Below are 19,209 nucleotides of genomic sequence, written 5' to 3' on the forward strand. Positions count from 1 at the left end.
CGAAAAACAACCCTGTCTGGAGTGTCGAATGAACAATGAAGCGCTGATCCACTTCACCCAAACGCCAGGGTTGTCGCTCGCCTACGAAGAACACGGCCCCACCACCGGCGACCCGATCCTCCTCCTCCACGGTTTCCCCTATTCCCCGCGCGCCTATGACGAAATTGCCCCAGTCCTCGCCGCCAAGGGCTACCGCGTCATCGTCCCGTACCTGCGCGGTTACGGCCCGACCCGTTTCAACCACCCCGACACCCTGCGCTCCGGACAACAAGCCGCCCTCGCTCAGGACTTGCTGGATCTGATGGACGCGCTGGCCATTCAACAAGCCGCCCTGTGCGGCTACGACTGGGGCGGTCGGGCGGCGTGTATTGTGGCGGCGCTATGGCCCGAGCGGGTTCGTTGCCTGGTGACCGGCGACGGTTACAACCTACAGAACATTCCCCTCTCCACCGAACCGTTGGACCCGGAAACCGAGCACCGCCTCTGGTAGAGGTACTACTTCCACACGCCACGCGGGGTCGAAGGCCTGACGAAAAATCATCGAGCCTTGTGTGAATTACTCTGGACGTTGTGGTCTCCGACCTGGACCAAAGGTCCTGAGCGGTATCCCCTCAGCGCCCCGGCTTTCGACAACCCGGATTTCGTCGAGGTGGTGATTCACTCCTACCGCCACCGGTTCATGTACGCGCCCGGCGACCCGGCGCTGGAGTGGATCGAAGAAGCACTGACCCGACAGCCGCCGATCAGCGTACCGACGATTTCCCTGTGCGGAGCCGACGATGGCGTCGGACCGGCACCGGAAATAGACGAAGACATCGCCCATTTCACCGGACGTTATGAGCGGCGAGTGTTGGCGGGCGTGGGGCACAACATTCCCGAAGAAGCGCCCGAGGCAACGGTCAGAGCGTTACTGGATCTGCTGGAAGGCTGACGCTGAAACGCTCGCGATAAGCCTGCGGGGTCACGCCCATGGCCCGCAGAAAACTGCGTCGAAGCGTCTCTTCGCTGCCAAAACCGCATTGCACCGCCACCCGTTTGATCGGCACGCCGGTATCGCTGAGCAAACGTCGGGCGGTCTCGACCCGAATCAGTTCGATCGCCCGGGCCGGAGTCTGGCCGGTGTCGGCGCGGTAATGGCGGACGAAGCTGCGTTCGCTCATGCCGGCCTGCAAGGCCAGGGTCGGGATACCCAAATCCTTGGTGAGGTTTTCACTGATCCAGGCATGAAGTTCGTCGAAACGGTTACCTTCCTTTTGCAAAGAGAGGGTCACGCTGAACTGCGACTGGCCGCCGGGACGTTTCAGGAACACCACCAGTTGCCGGGCGACGTCCAGGGCCATCGTGCGGCCGAGGTCCTCTTCGACCATGGCCAGCGCCAGATCGATACCGGCGGTGACCCCGGCCGAGGTCCAGACCGGGCCGTCATTGATGAAAATCGGATTGGGCTCAACCTGCAGCCGCGGATGCTGCTGCGCCAACTGCTCGCAACGGGTCCAGTGAGTGACCACCCGCCGGCCATCGAGCCAGCCGCTGGCCGCCAGCAAAAATGCCCCGGTGCACACCGACGATACCCGGCGACACCCCGTCGCGTGTTCACGGACCCAGGCCACCAGCGGTTCATCTCGCGCCGCGTCGTAAACGCCCCAGCCACCGGCAATGATCAATGTGTCACTGCCCTCTTCGGGCAACGGCTCGGCCAACACCGCCAGCCCCGCCGACGACATCACCGCCCCGCCGCCGCTGGCAATCACCGACGGCGCATAAGGTGGCGGAAAACCTTGCTCGCGGGAAATATCGTTGGCCGAAGCGAACACCTGCAACGGCCCGGTGACGTCGAGCAATTGCACATTGGCAAAGGCGAGCACGTGAATGGTTTTCGGCATGATTGGCGTAATTCGTGGGGTGATTGGCGTATACGCCAAATCCTACGAGCCTAAAGTGAAGCCGTCCACCCACTTCATGAGAAAAATGCCATGACGTTGCAGATCGGTTTTCTGTTGTTTCCACAGGTTCAGCAACTGGACCTCACAGGCCCTTACGACGTACTGGCCTCGCTGCCGGACGTGAAGGTGCATTTGATCTGGAAGGACCTGATGCCCGTTACCGCAAGCACGGGCCTGGTGCTGAAACCGACCACCACGTTCGACGACTGCCCACCGCTGGATGTGATCTGCATTCCCGGCGGCAGTGGCGTCGGGCCGTTGATGGAGGATGAACAGACGCTGGCCTTCATCCAGGCGCAAGCCGCCAACGCGCGTTACGTCACGTCGGTGTGTACCGGCGCGCTGGTGCTTGGCGCGGCGGGTCTGCTGAAGGGCAAACGCGCCACCACTCACTGGGCTTATCACGAATTGCTGGTGCCTTTGGGGGCGATCCCGGTGAAGGATCGGGTGGTGCGCGACGGTAATCTGCTGACCGGTGGCGGGATCACGGCGGGCATCGATTTTGCCCTGACCCTGGCCGCGGAGTTGTTCGATAAGGACACGGCAGAGCTGGTGCAGTTGCAGCTCGAATACGCCCCGGCACCTCCGTTTGCATCGGGCAGCCCTGAGACGGCTCCGGTCAGTGTGCTGGAGGAGGCCCGCAAACGTGCTGCCGGGTCATTGAAACTGCGCTCGGAAATCACTGAGCGTGTAGCGGCGAAACTCGATCAGTTGTCAGCACGCTGATCCATCCTGATCGGCAGCCAGTGCCAGGCTGCCGCTCCCCCGGCCAAAATGATGCGCCGAGGATTTTCCATCGCCCATAAAAAAACCCGCCTAAGCGGGTTTCTCAAGACCATTTCGACATCCTGTCGGCAGCCATCCTGGCCAATGGTCGATCATCCTTGATCCTGAGCGCTTCCTGCGACTCAGTTGATGGACCGAGATTAAACACATCGGTGAAGCGTAAACAGAGGACATACCAGCGCTCTGGTGTAAGCCATTGGCCATTCAGCCATGAAGCCCTCTCCTGCTACACGAAACTCATCTGCCAAGGTCTTTTCGACAGACCCAAAAAAACCCGCCGAAGCGGGTTTTTTCCCAAGACCATTACGACTCCCTGTCGGCAGCGATTCCTTGCTTATGGTCGATCATCCGTGATCCCGAGCACTTCCTGTGCTTCGGTTGATGAAGCTAGATTACGCTTCGGATCCAATGTGCAATAGACGACATAGCTACCATCGCGTGTAGGACATTCGCTATAGCCGCCCTTCCGAAAACCCTTAGACAGGTAAGGTTTCAAGCATTGAGGCCGCTAATTTAGCGAACTGCAGCTGACCTTCGGCCCTCAGATCGCCGTCCTCGAGAAACGCCCAGCGTTTCAGCCCAGGTTCAAACAGGCGGCCATCACTATTCCTGGCGCTCGCGTTCCTTGGCACTGACTTTGAGAAATTCTTCGATGTTGTTCATCTGTTCATCCCAACCGCGGCTGTCCATGCGGAACGCCTTGAGCCGGCGCGTCTGAGGGATGTGATCGAAACCGGACTCGGTGACCTTGAGTAACGTGCCTTCATCCATGTCTTCGAGCTCGAACTTCACCAGCGTGGTGGGTTCCTGGGAGTAATCGAGCTCCGGCTCCACGGCATAAGGGTGCCAGCGAAACGAAAACACCCGTTCGGGCTCGACCCGCTCTACCAGTACATTCCACAGCAAGTGCTCATAACCCGGGTACGTAATCTGCCCCTGGGTCCACTCACCGGCGACAAAACGCTTGCCTTCCAGCGCCACGCCAAACCACTGTCCGAAAGCTTCGGCATTGGCCAGCACACGCCAGACCTGCGAGCGCGGCGTTTTGAGCAGGATCTTCCTTTCGATGCGATCTGATGCTGGATTCATAAGTCACCTCCTGTACTGAACAGTAGGCCTGTAAGACCACAAGACCAACCCTAAAGTTGTATCAATCGGGCATCGCAATCAACCCTGACGAAATATTCAGCTGCATGTCCAAGTGTAACTGCTGATTTGAAGACAAAACGAGTAGACCGAAACTGCTAACGTTAAACGCGAAATTGACTCAGACAAGGACGATTCATGCAGCCTTCACTTACGGAACGTTATCGCGGGGCCCTGCTGGGCCTGGCCTGCGGTGATGCCGTTGGCACCAGCGTCGAATTCCAGCCACGCGGCTCGTTCAAGCCCCTGACCGACATGGTGGGTGGCGGCCCTTTCAATCTGAAAGCCGGGCAATGGACCGATGACACCTCGATGGCGCTGTGCCTGGCCGAAAGCTTGCTGAAAAAAAACGGCTTCGAGGCGGCCGATCAGATGGGTCGTTACTTGAATTGGTGGAAATGGGGTTATCTGAGCTCAACGGGTGAATGCTTCGACATTGGCATGACCGTACGCGACGCCCTGACGCGTTATCAGCAAACCGGCGAACCGTTCGCCGGCTCCACCGATCCCCGCACGGCCGGGAACGGCTCGCTGATGCGCCTGGTGCCAGTGGCGCTGTATTACTTTCCCGATCGCGACCGGATCCTGGCATTTTCCGCCAACAGCTCGCGAACCACCCATGCCGCACCGGAAGCGATCGAATGCTGTCAGTTGTTCGCCGAGCTGATCCACCGAGCGTTACAAGGCGCGCCCAAGGCAGAAGTGCTCGGCTTGTCAGAAACGACATGCCTGGAACCCAAAGTGGCCGCCATCGCGCGAGGCGATTATTTCGGCAAACCTGAACGCGAAATCCATGGTAGCGGTTACTGCGTTGCTTCACTGGAAGCGGCCCTGTGGTGCTTTCATCAGACTGACAGCTTTGAAGCCGCCATCCTGAAAGCCGCCAACCTGGGCGATGACGCCGATACCACCGCCGCCATTGTTGGCCAGTTGGCCGGGGCTCATTACGGCGTGCAGGCCATTCCCGACCGTTGGCTGGAGAAGTTACATTTGCGTGAAGACATCGAAGCCACGGCTGACGCTTTGCTGCGGGCAGCCACCCTCACGCAAACAGGAGCACGCGATGAATAGCCTGCAAGGCAGTTGCTTGTGCAAAGCCGTCGAGTACCACGTCGATAGCCTCGACATGCCCATCAGCCATTGCCACTGTCAAACCTGTCGCAAGGCACACGCGGCGGCGTTTGCCTCGACAGCCGGGGTCATGCGCGAACATTTTCGCTGGACCAAAGGCCAGGACCACCTGAGCAGCTACGAATCGTCGCCGGGCAAGCTGCGGCATTTCTGTTCGGTCTGCGGTTCACATTTGATGGCCGAACGCTTGGCCCAGCCCCACGTCATTGTTCGTGTGGCGACACTGGACGATGATCCGAAAATGACGCCTCAGGTGCATATCTGGACATCACATGATGTGCCGTGGCTCAACGATGAGTCGATCGAAAAACACCTTGAATGGCAGGCATAGCAGGCCAATACGTAGCGCTACACGGCCCCCCAATTTCCCACGTCAAAGAGAGAATCCCCATGCACCCACGCTTTCTCCTGGCTCTGACGCCTCTGCTGTTTACCGCCGCTGCTTATGCCGTGGACTGCGACAACGCCACCGATCAGGCCACGATGAATGAGTGCGCGGCGCAGCAGCACAAGACGGCGGACAAGGAGTTGAATGCGCTTTACCAGCAGATCAATGAGCGTTTGAAGAGTAACCCGGACAGCAAAAAACTCATGGTCAGTGCGCAGCGTGCGTGGATTGCGTTTCGGGATGCCGAGTGCACGTTTTCGGCGTCTGCCGTGGAAGGTGGGAGTGTGTATCCGCTGATCTACAGCAACTGCATCACTGAGTTGACCAAGGCGCGGGTTGAGACGTTCAAGAACTACTTGAAGTGTCAGGAGGGGGATTTGAGCTGCCCGGTGCCTGGGGCTTGATGCTTCGGTTTCTTCGAGGGCCTCTTCGCGAGCAGGCTCGCTCCCACAGGGCTCAATGATCTTCACACAATAGTGATCACACTGAGATCCACTGTGGGAGCGAGCCTGCTCGCGAAAGCGCCAGCTCAGACTGCGCCGTTACCGAATAAATATCTGCGCGGTCGTGATCGCCATATCCCCGCCCGGCAACTTGATGCTGCCGATCTGCTTCATGCTCTCGGGATCAAAGATCGCCACATCGTTAAACGTCCCCGCCAGGTAGATCTTGCTACCGTCCTTGTTGAACGAAATGCAGTAGTAGGAATGATCCAGCGTCGCTGCCTGGAGCATTTTCTTCTCCTTGATGTCGTACTTCGCCAAACGGTTGAGCACCCCAAACATCAGGTTCGGATCCTTCGGCGAGCGCATGCCGCTGAAGTAGATTTCCGTCAGAGGGCCGAAGTCGGTGGTTTCGGTCTTGCCGGTTTTCAGGTCGATGCTGAACAGCCCGTAAAGGTATTCGGCGGTCAACGGGTCCTGCTTCTGGTCCTTGAATTTCGCGGCGGTGTAAAGCAGCGAAAAGTCATGGCGATAGGTCTGCTGGTTCCACACGTAGAGCACGTCCGGCGCGCTGTAGTTCGGGCGCTTCCAGTGGCGGCTGGGGATCAGCACGTCGAACTTGCCGGTCTTCACATCGACCTTGTAGACATCCGCCCCGGCCACGTACAGCGTGCCGTCGTCACCGCTCTGCATGATGGTCAACTGCCGTGGCGCCGGGAAACTGCGCACGGGTTTGGCGTCCATGCCGGCGTCGGTGGCGTACACATCGAGCCGCGGTTGCTGCACTTCGTAGCGGTCGCTGAGCATCAGCGTCGGGTTGGCAATGGTGAACAATTCCTTGCCGTCGTGGCTGAGGGTGAAGGCGAACATCGACTTCGCTTTCTCACCCGGCTTCTGGGTGATGCTGGCGTGGAACACCTGCTTGCAGCTGTCGAGTTCAACGCCGTAGACATCCGCGTAGTGGTTGTTCAGCACGTAAGCGGTCTTGCGGTCCGGCGACAACTGAACGGTGCCGGGACCGAACGCATCCGGCATTTTGCAGGTCTTGAACAAGGTGTCGGTAACCACGTCGATGACGTGCAGGTTGTTCGGGTAGTTGGTGGTCAACATGTACTCGTGACCGTCTTGCAGTGCTGTATTTTCATCGGCCAGAACAGTGAGCGAACAGACGCTCAGGACGGCGAATGCGGCCAGGCCGCAGGCTTTGATGCAATGCATGCTGGAATCCTTCTTCTCTGTCCGATTACTTGTCTTTAGGGAAGACCGTGCCGAGGTTGCGCCAGTTTTCGTTGGACGCCTGGGCATCCTTGTTCCAGTCCGGGTAGGTGCTCATCATGTCGGGCACCTGGGCCGGCCACCAGCAAGGGTCGGAACAACCGTAAAGGTCGGCTTCCATCGGCTGGCACAGCGACGACACACCGCCAAATGCATCGATTTCCCAACCCGGGTCGGTGGTCGAGGCACAGCCGGCGACGGAACTCATCGCCACCACTTCTTCGATGCGGTTTTCGGCCGCGGCCTCATCCAGTTTCAGCGCTTTATTATTGATTGCCTTGAGATGTTTCATATCAGTGAGCCTTGCGCGGAGTGATGTAGCTGCTGATAAACGCAGGGTTGTGGGCCATGATCCGGGTGTAGACCTCGATGCCGAAGTCGACCCAGTCACGCATCAGTTCGCAGTAGTGATAGGTCGGGTGGGTCGGGTCGCCGTAACGGGCGTAGCTCTCGTGATAGCAGCCGCCGGAGCAGAGATTGCGGATCTGGCAATCCTCGCAACCGGTGTTGGTACGGTCCAGGCGTTGGGACAGGAAGTCATTCAACTCCACCTGCTTCACACCGCTATGGACGTTGCCGAACGTCGGCAGACTCGAACCGGTAAAGCGGTGGCACAGATTCAATTCGCCCTTGTGATCCACCGCCAGCATCTTCAGGCCCGCGCCGCAAGGCAGGGCTTTTTTGTGGCCTTCGTGGATGTCGGTGATCAGCTGGTGCAGGTTGGAGAAACCGATGTTGCGGTGCTCCAGCGCCGCTTCCAGATAACGCCGGCCGAGTTTCTTCATGTTGGCGAAGACTTCGATCAGCTCGTCGCTGGACAGGTTGAAGGTGCTGATGTCACCGGAGGTCACCGGGGCAAAGCCGACCTCGGCAAAACCCAGTTCATTGAACAGGTGATCCCAGATGGTTTCGACGTCGGTGACGCCGGTGGTCAGGGTCACACGGGCACCGACCGGACGACTGTTGTAGCGCGACAGCAGCATTTCAGCCTTGCGCCGCACCACGTCGTATGTGCCCTGCCCGCCCACGGTGATGCGGTTGCGGTCATGCACGGTTTTCGGTCCGTCGATACTGACTGACAGGCCGAAACGGTGGGCGTTGAGGTAGTCCACGGTTTCTTCGGTGAGCAGCGTCGCGTTGGTGGTCATGACGAACTCGACGAACTTGCCCGCCTCGCGGAAACGCTTTTCGCAATAGTCGACCATGTACTCGATCAGCTTGCGATTGCTCAGCGGCTCGCCACCGAAAAACACCACGGTGAAACGCTCTTCGTCTGGGGACTCGCGCAGCAGCATCTCCACCGAGGCGACCGCCGTTTCGACGTCCATTTTCTTGCCGGCCGACGGCTTGTCCAGGTCTTCCTTGTAGCAATAGGTGCAGCTCAAATTGCAGCCGGTGTTGACGTTGAGTACCACGGTATTGATCGCCGTGCGCTCGACCCGTTTGGTGCCGATGTCCGGGGTCAACGGCGAGCCGTCGCTGACCAGTTCCAGGGCCATCAGCTCACGCAGGGTCTCGGTGATTTCTTCGCCGTTGAAGCGAGCGGCCAGGCGCTGGATCAGGTCGTCCGACGAACAGCCGGGACCGCGCAAGGTATCGATGATGGTGCCGGTCAGCTCATCGCTGGCGAACAGCGAACTGCTGGGGATGTGAAACAGCATGCGGTCGGCATCGACGTGCACTTCGTGCAGATTCCGCTCGACCAGATTCAAAATAGCGCCCATTGCAACCTCCTGTGCAAACCCCGTTCTACGGGGCTCACGGTCATTCCAAAAAAATGTCTGAAGCCGTTGAAGTCAGCCAGCTCACGTTTTCAAAATCATGGAATGGGTGGATTGTTCCAGCGTTGCACAGTGACGATCATGTGGCCTTCGCCGGTCAGGGATTTCCCTGCGTCGTCGACGGCGGCGATCACCTTGAGATTGCCGGCATTGTTGGTGGACATTTTGCGCTGTGGGTTTGGCCCGGCATCGCCCGGTGTAAACACGCCGCTGTCAGCCTGCATGGTGCCGGCGAACTTGACGTCCTCGTCTTCCTTGGCGCGGTCGTCGAACGCTTCGACCGACCACTGCGCCGGGAACACGCCGATGCGATAAGGCTTGCCGTCAGCGCCCTTGCCCCAGGCTTCGGCATCAAAACGGCCCTGGACTTTCGGCGTCGAACCACCGCCCTCGCCAATCCGCGCCACCGAGAACTCGGGCACGACTTTGACTTCGGCGATTTTGCTGTAGACCGACAGGGTCGGGCCTTTCAGCGTGCCGACAGTAACGTTGCGCAAACCCGGTTGAGCATTGGCGGCAGCCTTGAGCTTGACGCGTATGCGCTCCGGGCTTTGCTCCAGTACTTCGACCACTTCCACGCCTTTGCCGAAGTTCGGTTTGCCGGTGAGACCGCTGCCGACAAGGGTTACTTCAGTTTCGCTGCCGGCCTTCAGGTAACCCGGCTGCACCGCCAGCAGACGACTACTGCCCTGCTTGGCGGCGACGAAGTCCAGACCCCGCTCATCGTGCTCGGCCTCGAACATCCGGCCTTGCATCGCGTTGCCTTGGGCGGCGAATACCTGACGCATGGTCACGCCATCGATGGTCACGTTGCCGCGCCATTCGTAACCGGTGTAGAGAATCGCGCTGCCGTCGCCATTGAACGGGCTGCCGTCGGCGTATTGGCCTTTGACGCTGACCTTGAACGTGTCGTTGCCATCGGCCGTGACGCTCATCACACCGGCCACTTCCCCCTTGCCCGGCAAGTGGCCGCTGAAGCTCCAGTCACCGACCAGCGCTTCAGCTTTCGGTGCGGTGCTCAGCCATTTTTTCCAGGCCGGGTTGTCCAGCGGATAACGCTTGGCCAGCAGCGGCACCATGTCTTTGCGGGCAATGTCGAACCAGTCGCGGTCACGCGCCAGAGCCTGGTATTCCAGGGACGGCCAATGGCCAAGGTGGAAGTTCACCAGACGCTCCCATTCCTGGGCCGGACGCCGTTGCAGGGCGACCCGCGCACCGGAATGGCAGCGGCCGCACATCTGGCTGGTCTGGTCGTCGAACTTCTCGACGGTATTGAGTCGACGCTCCAGCGCATAACGCACGCCGTCGGTCTCGCTTGGGGCCAGGCCCTGGGTGTCGGCCAGGTATTTGACCAGGGTGCGACGGTCGTCATCGCTGATCTGCAAACCGTGCATGGTTTGCATGCGGGCGATGCTCATCAGCCAGCCTTCAGGGGTTTTGCGCTGGTGGCTGATACGGCTCAGGGCGTTATCGGCTTCGGGGGTATGACAGCCCTGACAGGTTTCCTTGAGGATGGTCTGAGCGTCGCGGGCTGCCAGGCTGTAAGGCGAATGCAGCGCCACACAAGCGGCCACAGCCAGCAGACTGGCACTCAGGCCTGATCGGAGTTTTCTCTTCATCAACGTCGAACCTCGCACAGTGCTTTCTTATTTTTGTGGCTTATCGTTTTTATGGTTTCTGCCGTCGGCGGCGCACCGCTGACGGAGGCAAGAGAAACGTCTGCAATGAGCAATACACGGAGCGTGCCAGCTTAACAATTACCTTTTAAATCAAGCCGTTGCGTGAAGATTACTGCTTTTCGGCATCGCTGAACGAGATCGCCTGCGTCTAATAACGCGACACGTGTTGCAGTCTGAGACAGCATAGATGGCCTGACCGGAACAGCTCATCGGCCGACGATTGACGCCCATCCTCTGCAAGCGCGAAATGGTTGTTCACCGATTGCCACCAGGGGATAAAAAAATGGCAAGCATCACTGTCCTGGCGGGGGACTTTCTGCAGGGTGATGGAGAGTACAGAGACGGCGTTTTCACCCTCAGAACGTCGCTTCACCCATGGCCCGGCATTACCCTGCCGCTCTCATCGTTCAAGTGCGTGGAAGTGGCCGACGAGGATTCGATCAACAACATCAAGGATGCCATCGGCTTTGGCGTGGCCGGGGCCATGCTGTTGGGGCCCATCGGCGCAATTGCCGGGTTCATGCTGGCCGGCAAGGAAACCGAAGTGACCTTCCTGGCGACACTCAAGGACGACAGAAAGCTGTTGGCCGCCGTGGATGGCAACACGTTCGAAGAAATTTCCCGGGAATTTGCAGCCTGAGTAATCGGCGCAGGCCGCACCGCGTTCCCACGGTGCGGCGTGACGCCGGTTCAGATGTCATAGGTGGGGGGAACGCTTTTGTGTACGTCGATCTCGTGCTGCATGTCCGCCACCAGCGACGCGATCGCATGGGGACTGTCCAGTGTCCACAGGGGAACGTGGGTGGCCACTATATCCACTTTGCCGGTCATGCAGTCGCAGACCCGAATTGTCAGGGACTGGTCCGCCGCCATGGTGCAGGTGCAAACGGACGGCAGAAAACTGTGTTCAATGATGTTTTGAATTTCCAGGGTTGAAAGGAACATCGTTACCTCCCTCACGCCAGATATATTGCCGGATGAACGGTCCGTCATTTCACCCACCGATCCCAAAAAATTCTAGTCCTCAATACTGGCTACCTCAAGGTCGCAACTCGGTTGCTCGTCGTCTCACAGCTGTCGCAATTTGCAACAACCTCACAGCGTCCGCGATGCCCTTGAGTGCCCCAAAACCCCGTCAGCCGAGGGCTGTCCGCCTTTGTGGGCACTTGGCACAGCCATTGCGAAAGCCCTGTTCTCACGAACAACAAGAGGTTTCGTCATGCCCCTCCCTTATTTGCTTCCCGCCACCTCGGCGTTCATCCAGCGCGCCCCACGCATGCTCATCGGCGGCGACTGGGTCGAGGCCGCCGACGGCCAGACCATGCCCCTGCACAACCCGGCCACCGGTGAAGTGCTGTGCGTCGTGCCGCGGGCCACGCCTGAAGATGTCGACCGCGCGGTACTCGCCGCCCGTCAGGCCTTCGATGATTCGGCCTGGACCCGCACCCGGCCTCGGGAGCGGCAGAACCTGCTGTGGAAACTCGCCGACCTGATGGAACGCGACGCCGAACTGCTGGCGCAACTGGAATGCCTGAACAACGGCAAAAGTGCGGCGGTGGCCCAGGTGATGGATGTGCAACTGTCCATCGACTTCCTGCGCTACATGGCCGGTTGGGCGACCAAGATCGAAGGTTCCAGCGTTGAAGTGTCGTTGCCGTTGATGCCTAACGATCAATTCCACAGTTTCATCCGTCGCGAAGCGGTGGGCGTGGTCGGCGCCATCGTCGCCTGGAACTTCCCGCTGCTGCTGGCCTGCTGGAAACTCGGCCCGGCCCTGGCCACCGGTTGCACCGTGGTGCTCAAACCCGCCGACGAAACCCCGCTGACCGCGCTGAAGCTTGCCGAGCTGGTGCTGGAAGCCGGTTACCCCGAAGGCGTGTTCAACGTGGTCACCGGCACCGGCATCACCGCAGGCTCCGCCCTGACCCACAATCCGCTGGTGGACAAGCTGACCTTCACCGGCTCCACCGCCGTGGGCAAGCAGATCGGCAAGATCGCCATGGATTCCATGACCCGGGTGACCCTGGAACTGGGCGGCAAATCGCCGACCATCGTCATGGCCGACGCCGACCTGAAGACCGCCGCAGCGGGCGCCGCCAGCGCGATTTTCTTTAATCAGGGCCAGGTGTGCTGCGCAGGCTCCAGGCTGTATGTGCAGCGTAAGCATTTCGACAATGTGGTGGCGGACATCGCCGACATCGCCAACGCCATGAAGCTCGGCAACGGCATGGACCCGAGTGTCGACATGGGCCCGCTGATCTCCGCACGCCAACAGGAACGGGTTTACGGTTACATCGAAAAGGGCCGGGAAAGTGGCGCGACGATCGCCTGTGGTGGCGAACAGTTCGGGCCAGGGTTTTTCGTCAAACCGACGGTGATCGTCGATGTCGATCAGAAACATTCGCTGGTGCAGGAGGAGATCTTCGGGCCGGTGCTGGTGGCGATTCCGTTCGATGATGAAGCCGATGCGTTGCGCATGGCCAATGACAGTCCGTATGGGCTTGGGGCGAGTATCTGGTCGAACGATTTGGCGGCGGTGCACCGGATGATTCCGCGGATCAAGTCGGGTTCGGTGTGGGTCAATTGCCACAGCGCGCTGGACCCGGCGTTGCCGTTTGGTGGGTACAAGATGTCCGGGGTTGGACGTGAGATGGGGTATGCGGCGATTGAGCATTACACCGAGTTGAAGTCGGTGTTGATCAAGTTGTGAATCAGCTTTTGTAGGAGCTGGCGAAGCCTGCGATCTTTTGATTTTGGGGTGGGTTCAAAATCCACCCCTCACCCCAGCCCTCTCCCAATAGGGGAGAGGGGGAAAGGGAGCCGATCTTCATGGTTTTCAGAACCTGAGTTCGACTCGATATTTCAGGTCGATGTAGCTCTAAGAACACCTCGGTCAGTCCCCTCGCCCCTTTGGGGAGAGGGTTAGGGTGAGGGGTCGATATCCCTGACTCAACAACCAACCCCTGATCACCCGCCCCTGCTCCACCGTCAACCCCGCCAACACCTGATCCGCAGGCTCGCAGCCCAACCGCCGCACCAACGGCGCCAGCTCAACCCCTTGCACATGCCAGATCCCCAGCGGCTGATCCGCCGTGATCACCACCTCGGCCTCATCCACAAATCCATCGCGCAGCACCGGCGCGCGCTCAATCCTCAACGAGGAAAAATCCGCCTCGGCATGCGCCACTTCAGCATCCGGCCACTGCCGCCTTGCAAGCCAGAATGGCTGCTGCAACCAACGCTGCTCATCGGCATAAAAATCCCGCCCGATCCGCGCAAAACGCAAAAACAACTGCTCCACCCGTTGCTGATGAAAGCGCTGAGCCAGCGCCGCTCGCTCGGGTTTACGCAACAACGTGTTAATCACCGTCGGCGCCTGTAACGCCGAGGACAATGACTGAAAAATCCCATTGCCCGACAGCGGATCCACCGCCATCGCCGCATCGCCGACCCGAATCCAGTTATCGCCACACACCTGCGGGCACAAAATCGCCGTGCTGCTGCGGGCATGCAGCTGTAGATCGACCTCAGGTTCTTCGCCGAAAAACGCCCGGGCCAATGCCGAGCCTTGGCGTCGCTGACGACAGTAGTCGAGCAACATCGCCTTGCCCGGCAATTCAGCACTGGCCACGTCCACCGTCCACTGCCAGTAACACTGACCGTCGGCTCGCCGAGCCATCCACGCCCAGCCGTCCTCAAGACTTTCCACGGCGCTGGCGGTGTTGCCCGGCGTGCCTTGCCAGCGATTGAGCAGGCTGACCGTCTCCGGCCCGCGCAGCCCTTTGCCGAGCGCAGGTGCCTGACGCCCACGCGCCTCAACCAGAAAATCCGCCAGCAGCGCCTCGCGCCCTTCGACCTCGACCCGATGCCCCGAAACCGATGACTGCACCGTCAGCACTCGGCCTTCGATCAGCTCAACGCCAGCCAGGCGCAGATCCTCGCGCAAACCTCGATCAAAGCTTGGGCGATCCAGTAAAAATTCGATGTTCTGCGCATGCTGCTGGCCGTTCCATGACACCTGTCTTTGGGACGGCAGCGCCGCATCCGCCTGCGCCTGATGAAGCCCGGCACCACGCAAGGCCTCCAGCACCCGAATGGAAACACCTTCCAGCGCCGCAAACCGCCGCCATTCGCTGACCAGCGTCACGGGATAACCGAGCCGACGCAAACCCAAGGCAACCGCCGCTCCCGCTGGCCCTGCGCCAAGAATCAAAATCATGCTCCGAAGCGCCGTTCAGGGCCGCGATAGCGGGCATTCTCCCGAAGCCATTCGATGATGTGTTCGTTGCTCGCCTCAGGATGTGCAACCAGGAAACCCGCAATGTGCCCGCTCAACGCCGCACAGCCGAGACTGGCGCCGGACTGCCCCGGATAGGTGCCATGCACACACGCGGCGAAATCCGCTTGAGCGCTGTTGAGCCACGACCATTCCTGTTCAGCGCAACGTGCATCGCCAGTGACTCGCAGCACCTGTGGATAATTCGCCGGAAACACGCCCTCGCCCTGCGCCGGGCTGGACGCACACAGCAAAACACCGCGCGCTACCGCCGCGGCACAGGCTTCACGCAACAGGCTGCGATCCTGACGCAGACCGAGGCTCAAATTGATCAGCCGAACGTCCTGCGCCACCAGCCAGTCAATCGCCGTAGCGATCTGCAACGCGCTGGTGACCCCACGCTGGTCGAACAACTGAGCCACGCAAAATACCGCCGAAGGCGCCCGCCGACCAATGGCCTCGATCACCGCGCTGCCGTGGCCCAGCGGATCGTCGCGCAAGTCGCCTTCGGCCAATCCATCTGCCAGCAACGAGAAGCGCCGCCCGGCGATAACCTGCACCCGCTGTGCCGCCGAGTGACCGCTGTCCACCACACCAATTCGCAGCTCAGGCTTCATGCAGCACCGTTTTTGAAGTGAGGACGCCGTCGAGCAATTCAAAGCGCAAATCGGCATCCGCCAAAGTTGAAGGACGGTGGCTGATGAGGATCCGCGTACGCCCGGCAAACAGTCGATCGATGGCTTCGATGACTTCGCGCTCGGTGGCTTCATCCACCGCCGAAGTCGCTTCGTCCAGCACCAGAATCAATGGGTCCTGCAACAGCGCCCGGGCGATGGCGATGCGCTGTTTCTGCCCGCCGGACAATTGCTGACCACGTTCGCCCAACGGACTGTCGAGGCCTTCGGGCAAGGATTCGATCAGGCTGTCGAGTTGCGCCAGCCGTGCGACTTCGGCAATCGCTTCACGGCTGGCGTCCGGCACCGCGTAGGCGAGATTGTCGGCGAGGCTGCCGCGAAACAGCACGATGTCCTGACTGACCACGGCAATCCGCCGACGCAGCTGGAACAGGTCCAGTTCGCGCAGATCGACCTCTCCCAGCAACACCCGGCCGGATTGTGGGTCGTGGTGCCGTTGCAGCAGGTCGATCAGGGTCGATTTACCGACCCCGGAGCCGCCGCTCAGGGCGACTTTCAAACCGTAAGGAATTCGCGCCTCGATGCCGCGCAGGGTTGTCGGGCGACCGGGATGGCTGAAGTGCACGTCGTCGAAGCGCAGGTCGCCGGAGGTCGGCATCGGCTGCGGCGTAACCGGCGTCAGAACGGTGGGTTCTTCGCCGCGCAACTCCATCACGCGCCCGAGGCTGACAGTCATCCGTTGAATCGCGACATAGAGGCCCAGCAGGCTCTGAACCGGTCCAACGGCCATCCCCAGATAGGTGGAAAACGCAATCAGCGCGCCCAGTTGCCAAGTCCCCTGCACTACCCAATATCCGCCGATCAGGAATGCGCAGGCGCGGGACAGGGACGTCAGTGTGCCCGGTACCGCCTGGGTGAAAAACTCGGTGACTTGCAGGCGCAGCAACTGGCTCATATAGCCTTGGCCCAACGTCTCCAGACGCCGCGATTCACGCTGTTGCTGGCCGGCAGACTGGATGAATTTCATCACCGGCAAGGTCTCGACCATAAACGAGGACATGTCCGCCGAGCGCTCGCGCAATTGCCGCACATCGCGCTCGACCTTGCGCCGCATCCAGCGCAGCCAAAGCACGTCGAGGGGAATCAGCACCAGCGCCAGCAACGAGAGTTTCCACGACAGGGTCAGCAGCATCGCCACGGCGCAGACCAGACCGATCACGCTCGATACCGCCGAGAACAACGAGTCCACGGCAAAGCGCTGGATCTCCGCGACGTCGCCATCGAGGCGCGACATCAGGTCACCGATTCGGCGCTGTCCGTAGAAACTCGGCGAGAGGGTTTGCAGATGTCGATAAAGGTCATCGCGCAGGGCAAACAGAATCCGCCCGGATAGCCGCGTGTGCAGGTAACGGTTGATCCCCGACAACCCCGTTCCGAGCAGGCCGGCCACGATCATCAACCCGGCAATCAGCACCAGCATGGGGAAGTTGCGTGCGAGCAAACCATCGTCGATCAGCAGTTTGGTCAGCCAAGGTTGGACCAACACCAGCAACGAGGCGCAGACCGATAACCCGAGCAGCCCGGCAATCGCCAGACGATGGGGCCGCACGAAGCTGTAGAGCCAGCGCAATGCGGCTTGCAGGGCTTCGGGGTTTTGGCTGTCGATCAGCCGAACGATCAAGCGCTGCATCACGAGCGCAACTGTTTGAGCTTGCGATACAAGGTCGCGCGGCTGATGCCCAAGGCGTCGGCGGCGGCCGAGACGTTGCCCTGGTGAGTGTCCAGGGACTGGCGAATCAGCTCCAGTTCATTTTCGCGGATGCTGCCTGACTGAGGGCGCTCGGTCGCGCTCAACTCGTCGAGCATGCTGTCGGGCAAGTGGTCGAGGGTGAGTACGGTGTCCCCCGGCTCGCGCATGGCCAGCGCCGTGCGTAAAACCATTTCCAGTTGGCGAATGTTGCCCGGCCAGTGATAGCCGCTGAGCAAGCGGTTCAAATCGTCATGCAGGACCATCGCCGGCGCATCCAGTTTGGCCAGCAGGCGAGCGACCAGACCGCTGAAATCCTCACGTTCGCGCAAGGCCGGGAGCATCACGCTGATGCCGTTGACCCGATAAAACAGATCCTCCCGGAAGTGTTTTTCTTCGACCAGTCGCTTGAGGTCGCGATGCGTAGCGCAGATCAGTGCGACGTCGATGTCTTGCTCTTCGCCGGCGCCTAACGGTGCCACTTTACGGTCCTGCAACACCCGCAACAGACGGGCCTGCAAGGCCAATGGCATGTCGCCGATTTCATCGAGAAACAAGGTGCCGCCATGGGCCTGTTGCAGCCGACCGATCATGCCGCCGCGACGGGAGCCGGTGAACGCACCTTCGCGGTAGCCGAACAATTCCGACTCGATCAGGCCTTCGGGGATCGCCGCGCAGTTCACGGCGACGAAGGGTTTGTCGCAGCGGGTGCCGGCCATGTGCAGGGCGCGGGCGATGACTTCCTTACCGGTGCCGGTTTCGCCCAGCAGCAACACCGGCAGCTCATTGGCCAGGCCTTGACGGGCCATGCGCAAGGCTCGGGCATAACGGACATTGCTACCGGCCAGGGATTCGAGATCCGGTTGTGCTTTGGCGGTTTTCGCGGTGCTGCGCGGCGGCGTGCTGACGTTGATCGAACGCTGCGGCGCACGCAGGGTTTTGTAGAAGAACTCGCCTTTGGCCGTTTGCAGACTGCCAACACCGCCCTGATGCAGACGCGACAGAAGTTGCAGGCCATCGACGCCCAGAAACTCTTCACAGCGTCGACCGACCAGCGCCGAGCGCTCGGCGTGGAGTAACTGACAGGCCTGGGCGCTGACGGCGAGAATCTGCCCGCCGAGGCTCACCGCCAAGAGGCCTTGCCAAGGGGATTCGAGGTATTGCCGACGGCTGTGGAAGGCCAGGACGATCTCGTCCGGATAACTGGCGTTGAACACTCGGCTTTCGATCTGGCTGACGGCCATGGCCAGCAACGCAGTGCTGTCGTGGACACGACCGAGCGGGCCTTCGCGGGTCAGGTCGAGTACGCCGAGGATGTCGCCTTGAGGGCAATGGATCGGCACCGAGGTGCAGGAGAAATCAGTCAGGCGATCGAGGTAATGTTCGCCGCAATCGATCATCGTTGGCCGGGCTTCCACCAGTGCGGTGCCCAGCGCGTTGGTGCCGCGAGCGGCTTCGCTCCAGCAGGCGCCGAGGGTGATGTCCTGCAGGCCGCTGCCCTTGAGGCGATCGGCGCGGCCTTCGACGGCGAGAATGGTGGCGTCGGAATTGGCGAGGATGATCAGCCCTTCCTTGCCCTGACGTTCGGCCAGGTAATCGATGGCCGGCAATGCCGCGTCAATCAGCAGCCGATTGCTCGCCAACAGCACGTCGAGGCTCGCGCTCGATTCCAGCGCCAACTCGTGCTTGGCATTGAAATGCACGCCATGGCTCAGGCTACGCCGCCACGACGCATCGATTTCCGCCCGCAACACGCCATCGGGGACTTCGCCCTCGAGATGGAGCTTTTCCCGGGCCAGCCGGGCTTCGCGGTGCAGTTTGGGAGGTGTTGTTTTTATTAGCGTCATCAAGCGCTCCGGATCGGTCCGCTTTGCGCTTTTTTAAGATCAGCGCCCTGCCGCAATCTTTACGTTAACGTCAGGGCGATGGCAAGTGCCTTACGGCGCTTGTGTTCCGTCAGGTGGACCGCGTTATCGTTC

The 19,209-nt window shown here is 60.4% G+C and carries 17 protein-coding genes and 1 pseudogene; 7 read left to right on the forward strand and 11 right to left on the reverse strand.

What is annotated here, in order from left to right:
• Positions 1-28: 28 nt before the first annotated feature.
• A pseudogene (locus tag EAH74_RS18750) lies at positions 29-931 on the forward strand (alpha/beta fold hydrolase).
• Here EAH74_RS18750 and EAH74_RS18755 read toward each other — a convergent pair.
• The gene (locus EAH74_RS18755; RefSeq protein ID WP_140680285.1) at positions 900-1,883 is read right to left on the reverse strand and encodes a GlxA family transcriptional regulator; all 984 of its coding nucleotides are present in this window, start codon (positions 1,881-1,883) and stop codon (positions 900-902) included. The pseudogene EAH74_RS18750 and the gene EAH74_RS18755 overlap by 32 nt on opposite strands.
• Positions 1,884-1,973: 90 nt before the next feature.
• On the opposite strand from EAH74_RS18755, the gene inhA reads away from it, so the two are divergent.
• Positions 1,974-2,669: an isonitrile hydratase gene (gene inhA / locus EAH74_RS18760; RefSeq protein WP_140680286.1), complete on the forward strand. Its 696-nt coding sequence runs from the start codon at positions 1,974-1,976 to the stop codon at positions 2,667-2,669.
• 663 nt (positions 2,670-3,332) lie between these two features.
• Here inhA and EAH74_RS18765 read toward each other — a convergent pair.
• The gene (locus tag EAH74_RS18765) at positions 3,333-3,818 is read right to left on the reverse strand and encodes an SRPBCC family protein (RefSeq protein ID WP_140680287.1); all 486 of its coding nucleotides are present in this window, start codon (positions 3,816-3,818) and stop codon (positions 3,333-3,335) included.
• Positions 3,819-4,013: 195 nt separating this feature from the next.
• Here EAH74_RS18765 and EAH74_RS18770 point away from each other — a divergent pair, with 195 nt between their 5' ends.
• The 3 genes from EAH74_RS18770 to EAH74_RS18780 are packed head-to-tail and all read left to right on the forward strand — an operon-like array spanning position 4,014 to position 5,798.
• Positions 4,014-4,946 carry an ADP-ribosylglycohydrolase family protein gene (locus EAH74_RS18770; RefSeq protein WP_140680288.1) on the forward strand — a complete coding sequence of 311 codons (933 nt, stop codon included), beginning with the start codon at positions 4,014-4,016 and terminating at the stop codon, positions 4,944-4,946.
• Positions 4,939-5,337, forward strand: coding sequence for a GFA family protein (locus EAH74_RS18775; RefSeq protein ID WP_140680289.1), 399 nt, complete (start codon positions 4,939-4,941; stop codon positions 5,335-5,337). Before EAH74_RS18770 ends, EAH74_RS18775 begins: the two co-directional genes overlap by 8 nt.
• Positions 5,338-5,396: 59 nt before the next feature.
• The gene (locus tag EAH74_RS18780) at positions 5,397-5,798 is read left to right on the forward strand and encodes a lysozyme inhibitor LprI family protein (RefSeq protein WP_140680291.1); all 402 of its coding nucleotides are present in this window, start codon (positions 5,397-5,399) and stop codon (positions 5,796-5,798) included.
• 138 nt (positions 5,799-5,936) lie between these two features.
• On the opposite strand, the gene peaD is transcribed toward EAH74_RS18780, so the two are convergent.
• From peaD to peaA, 4 genes are all read right to left on the reverse strand, one after another.
• The gene (gene peaD, locus EAH74_RS18785) at positions 5,937-7,055 is read right to left on the reverse strand and encodes a quinohemoprotein amine dehydrogenase subunit beta (protein ID WP_140680292.1); all 1,119 of its coding nucleotides are present in this window, start codon (positions 7,053-7,055) and stop codon (positions 5,937-5,939) included.
• A gap of 25 nt (positions 7,056-7,080) precedes the next feature.
• The gene (qhpC, locus tag EAH74_RS18790) at positions 7,081-7,404 is read right to left on the reverse strand and encodes a quinohemoprotein amine dehydrogenase subunit gamma (RefSeq protein ID WP_008145336.1); all 324 of its coding nucleotides are present in this window, start codon (positions 7,402-7,404) and stop codon (positions 7,081-7,083) included.
• 1 nt (position 7,405) lies between these two features.
• Entirely contained in the window at positions 7,406-8,836 is a 1,431-nt protein-coding gene (gene peaB, locus EAH74_RS18795) for a quinohemoprotein amine dehydrogenase maturation protein (protein WP_076028106.1), read from the reverse strand.
• 95 nt (positions 8,837-8,931) lie between these two features.
• Positions 8,932-10,512, reverse strand: coding sequence for a quinohemoprotein amine dehydrogenase subunit alpha (gene peaA / locus EAH74_RS18800; protein WP_140680293.1), 1,581 nt, complete (start codon positions 10,510-10,512; stop codon positions 8,932-8,934).
• 343 nt (positions 10,513-10,855) lie between these two features.
• On the opposite strand from peaA, the gene EAH74_RS18805 reads away from it, so the two are divergent.
• Positions 10,856-11,212, forward strand: coding sequence for a hypothetical protein (locus EAH74_RS18805; RefSeq protein ID WP_140680294.1), 357 nt, complete (start codon positions 10,856-10,858; stop codon positions 11,210-11,212).
• 50 nt (positions 11,213-11,262) lie between these two features.
• Here the strand turns inward: EAH74_RS18805 and EAH74_RS18810 are convergent, their stop codons facing one another.
• Positions 11,263-11,517, reverse strand: coding sequence for a DUF1652 domain-containing protein (locus tag EAH74_RS18810; protein ID WP_046048402.1), 255 nt, complete (start codon positions 11,515-11,517; stop codon positions 11,263-11,265).
• Positions 11,518-11,791: 274 nt separating this feature from the next.
• Here EAH74_RS18810 and EAH74_RS18815 point away from each other — a divergent pair, with 274 nt between their 5' ends.
• The gene (locus EAH74_RS18815) at positions 11,792-13,282 is read left to right on the forward strand and encodes an aldehyde dehydrogenase family protein (RefSeq protein ID WP_140680295.1); all 1,491 of its coding nucleotides are present in this window, start codon (positions 11,792-11,794) and stop codon (positions 13,280-13,282) included.
• A 183-nt stretch (positions 13,283-13,465) separates the two neighbouring features.
• On the opposite strand, the gene qhpG is transcribed toward EAH74_RS18815, so the two are convergent.
• The 4 genes from qhpG to EAH74_RS18835 are packed head-to-tail and all read right to left on the reverse strand — an operon-like array spanning position 13,466 to position 19,077.
• Positions 13,466-14,791, reverse strand: a complete 1,326-nt coding sequence (qhpG, locus tag EAH74_RS18820) for a flavin-dependent monooxygenase QhpG (RefSeq protein WP_140680296.1) — start codon at positions 14,789-14,791, stop codon at positions 13,466-13,468.
• Positions 14,788-15,465: a subtilisin-like serine protease QhpE gene (gene qhpE / locus EAH74_RS18825; protein WP_140680298.1), complete on the reverse strand. Its 678-nt coding sequence runs from the start codon at positions 15,463-15,465 to the stop codon at positions 14,788-14,790. Before qhpE ends, qhpG begins: the two co-directional genes overlap by 4 nt.
• Positions 15,455-17,173 carry an ABC transporter ATP-binding protein gene (locus EAH74_RS18830; protein ID WP_140680299.1) on the reverse strand — a complete coding sequence of 573 codons (1,719 nt, stop codon included), beginning with the start codon at positions 17,171-17,173 and terminating at the stop codon, positions 15,455-15,457. Before EAH74_RS18830 ends, qhpE begins: the two co-directional genes overlap by 11 nt.
• Positions 17,173-19,077, reverse strand: coding sequence for a sigma-54-dependent Fis family transcriptional regulator (locus EAH74_RS18835; protein WP_140680300.1), 1,905 nt, complete (start codon positions 19,075-19,077; stop codon positions 17,173-17,175). Before EAH74_RS18835 ends, EAH74_RS18830 begins: the two co-directional genes overlap by 1 nt.
• Between the last annotated feature and the right edge of the window lie 132 nt (positions 19,078-19,209).

The organism is Pseudomonas mandelii (assembly GCF_006438925.1).
In the GTDB taxonomy this organism is placed as follows: Bacteria; Pseudomonadota; Gammaproteobacteria; order Pseudomonadales; family Pseudomonadaceae; genus Aquipseudomonas; species Aquipseudomonas mandelii_C.

Bases quoted from the DNA above. Each gene is read 5' to 3' on its own strand.
- EAH74_RS18755 (WP_140680285.1), bottom strand. From the start codon at position 1,883: ATGCCGAAAACCATTCACGTGCTCGCCTTTGCCAATGTGCAATTGCTC.
- inhA (WP_140680286.1), top strand. From the start codon at position 1,974: ATGACGTTGCAGATCGGTTTTCTGTTGTTTCCACAGGTTCAGCAACTG.
- EAH74_RS18765 (WP_140680287.1), bottom strand. From the start codon at position 3,818: ATGAATCCAGCATCAGATCGCATCGAAAGGAAGATCCTGCTCAAAACG.
- EAH74_RS18770 (WP_140680288.1), top strand. From the start codon at position 4,014: ATGCAGCCTTCACTTACGGAACGTTATCGCGGGGCCCTGCTGGGCCTG.
- EAH74_RS18775 (WP_140680289.1), top strand. From the start codon at position 4,939: ATGAATAGCCTGCAAGGCAGTTGCTTGTGCAAAGCCGTCGAGTACCAC.
- EAH74_RS18780 (WP_140680291.1), top strand. From the start codon at position 5,397: ATGCACCCACGCTTTCTCCTGGCTCTGACGCCTCTGCTGTTTACCGCC.
- peaD (WP_140680292.1), bottom strand. From the start codon at position 7,055: ATGCATTGCATCAAAGCCTGCGGCCTGGCCGCATTCGCCGTCCTGAGC.
- qhpC (WP_008145336.1), bottom strand. From the start codon at position 7,404: ATGAAACATCTCAAGGCAATCAATAATAAAGCGCTGAAACTGGATGAG.
- peaB (WP_076028106.1), bottom strand. From the start codon at position 8,836: ATGGGCGCTATTTTGAATCTGGTCGAGCGGAATCTGCACGAAGTGCAC.
- peaA (WP_140680293.1), bottom strand. From the start codon at position 10,512: ATGAAGAGAAAACTCCGATCAGGCCTGAGTGCCAGTCTGCTGGCTGTG.
- EAH74_RS18805 (WP_140680294.1), top strand. From the start codon at position 10,856: ATGGCAAGCATCACTGTCCTGGCGGGGGACTTTCTGCAGGGTGATGGA.
- EAH74_RS18810 (WP_046048402.1), bottom strand. From the start codon at position 11,517: ATGTTCCTTTCAACCCTGGAAATTCAAAACATCATTGAACACAGTTTT.
- EAH74_RS18815 (WP_140680295.1), top strand. From the start codon at position 11,792: ATGCCCCTCCCTTATTTGCTTCCCGCCACCTCGGCGTTCATCCAGCGC.
- qhpG (WP_140680296.1), bottom strand. From the start codon at position 14,791: ATGATTTTGATTCTTGGCGCAGGGCCAGCGGGAGCGGCGGTTGCCTTG.
- qhpE (WP_140680298.1), bottom strand. From the start codon at position 15,465: ATGAAGCCTGAGCTGCGAATTGGTGTGGTGGACAGCGGTCACTCGGCG.
- EAH74_RS18830 (WP_140680299.1), bottom strand. From the start codon at position 17,173: ATGCAGCGCTTGATCGTTCGGCTGATCGACAGCCAAAACCCCGAAGCC.
- EAH74_RS18835 (WP_140680300.1), bottom strand. From the start codon at position 19,077: ATGACGCTAATAAAAACAACACCTCCCAAACTGCACCGCGAAGCCCGG.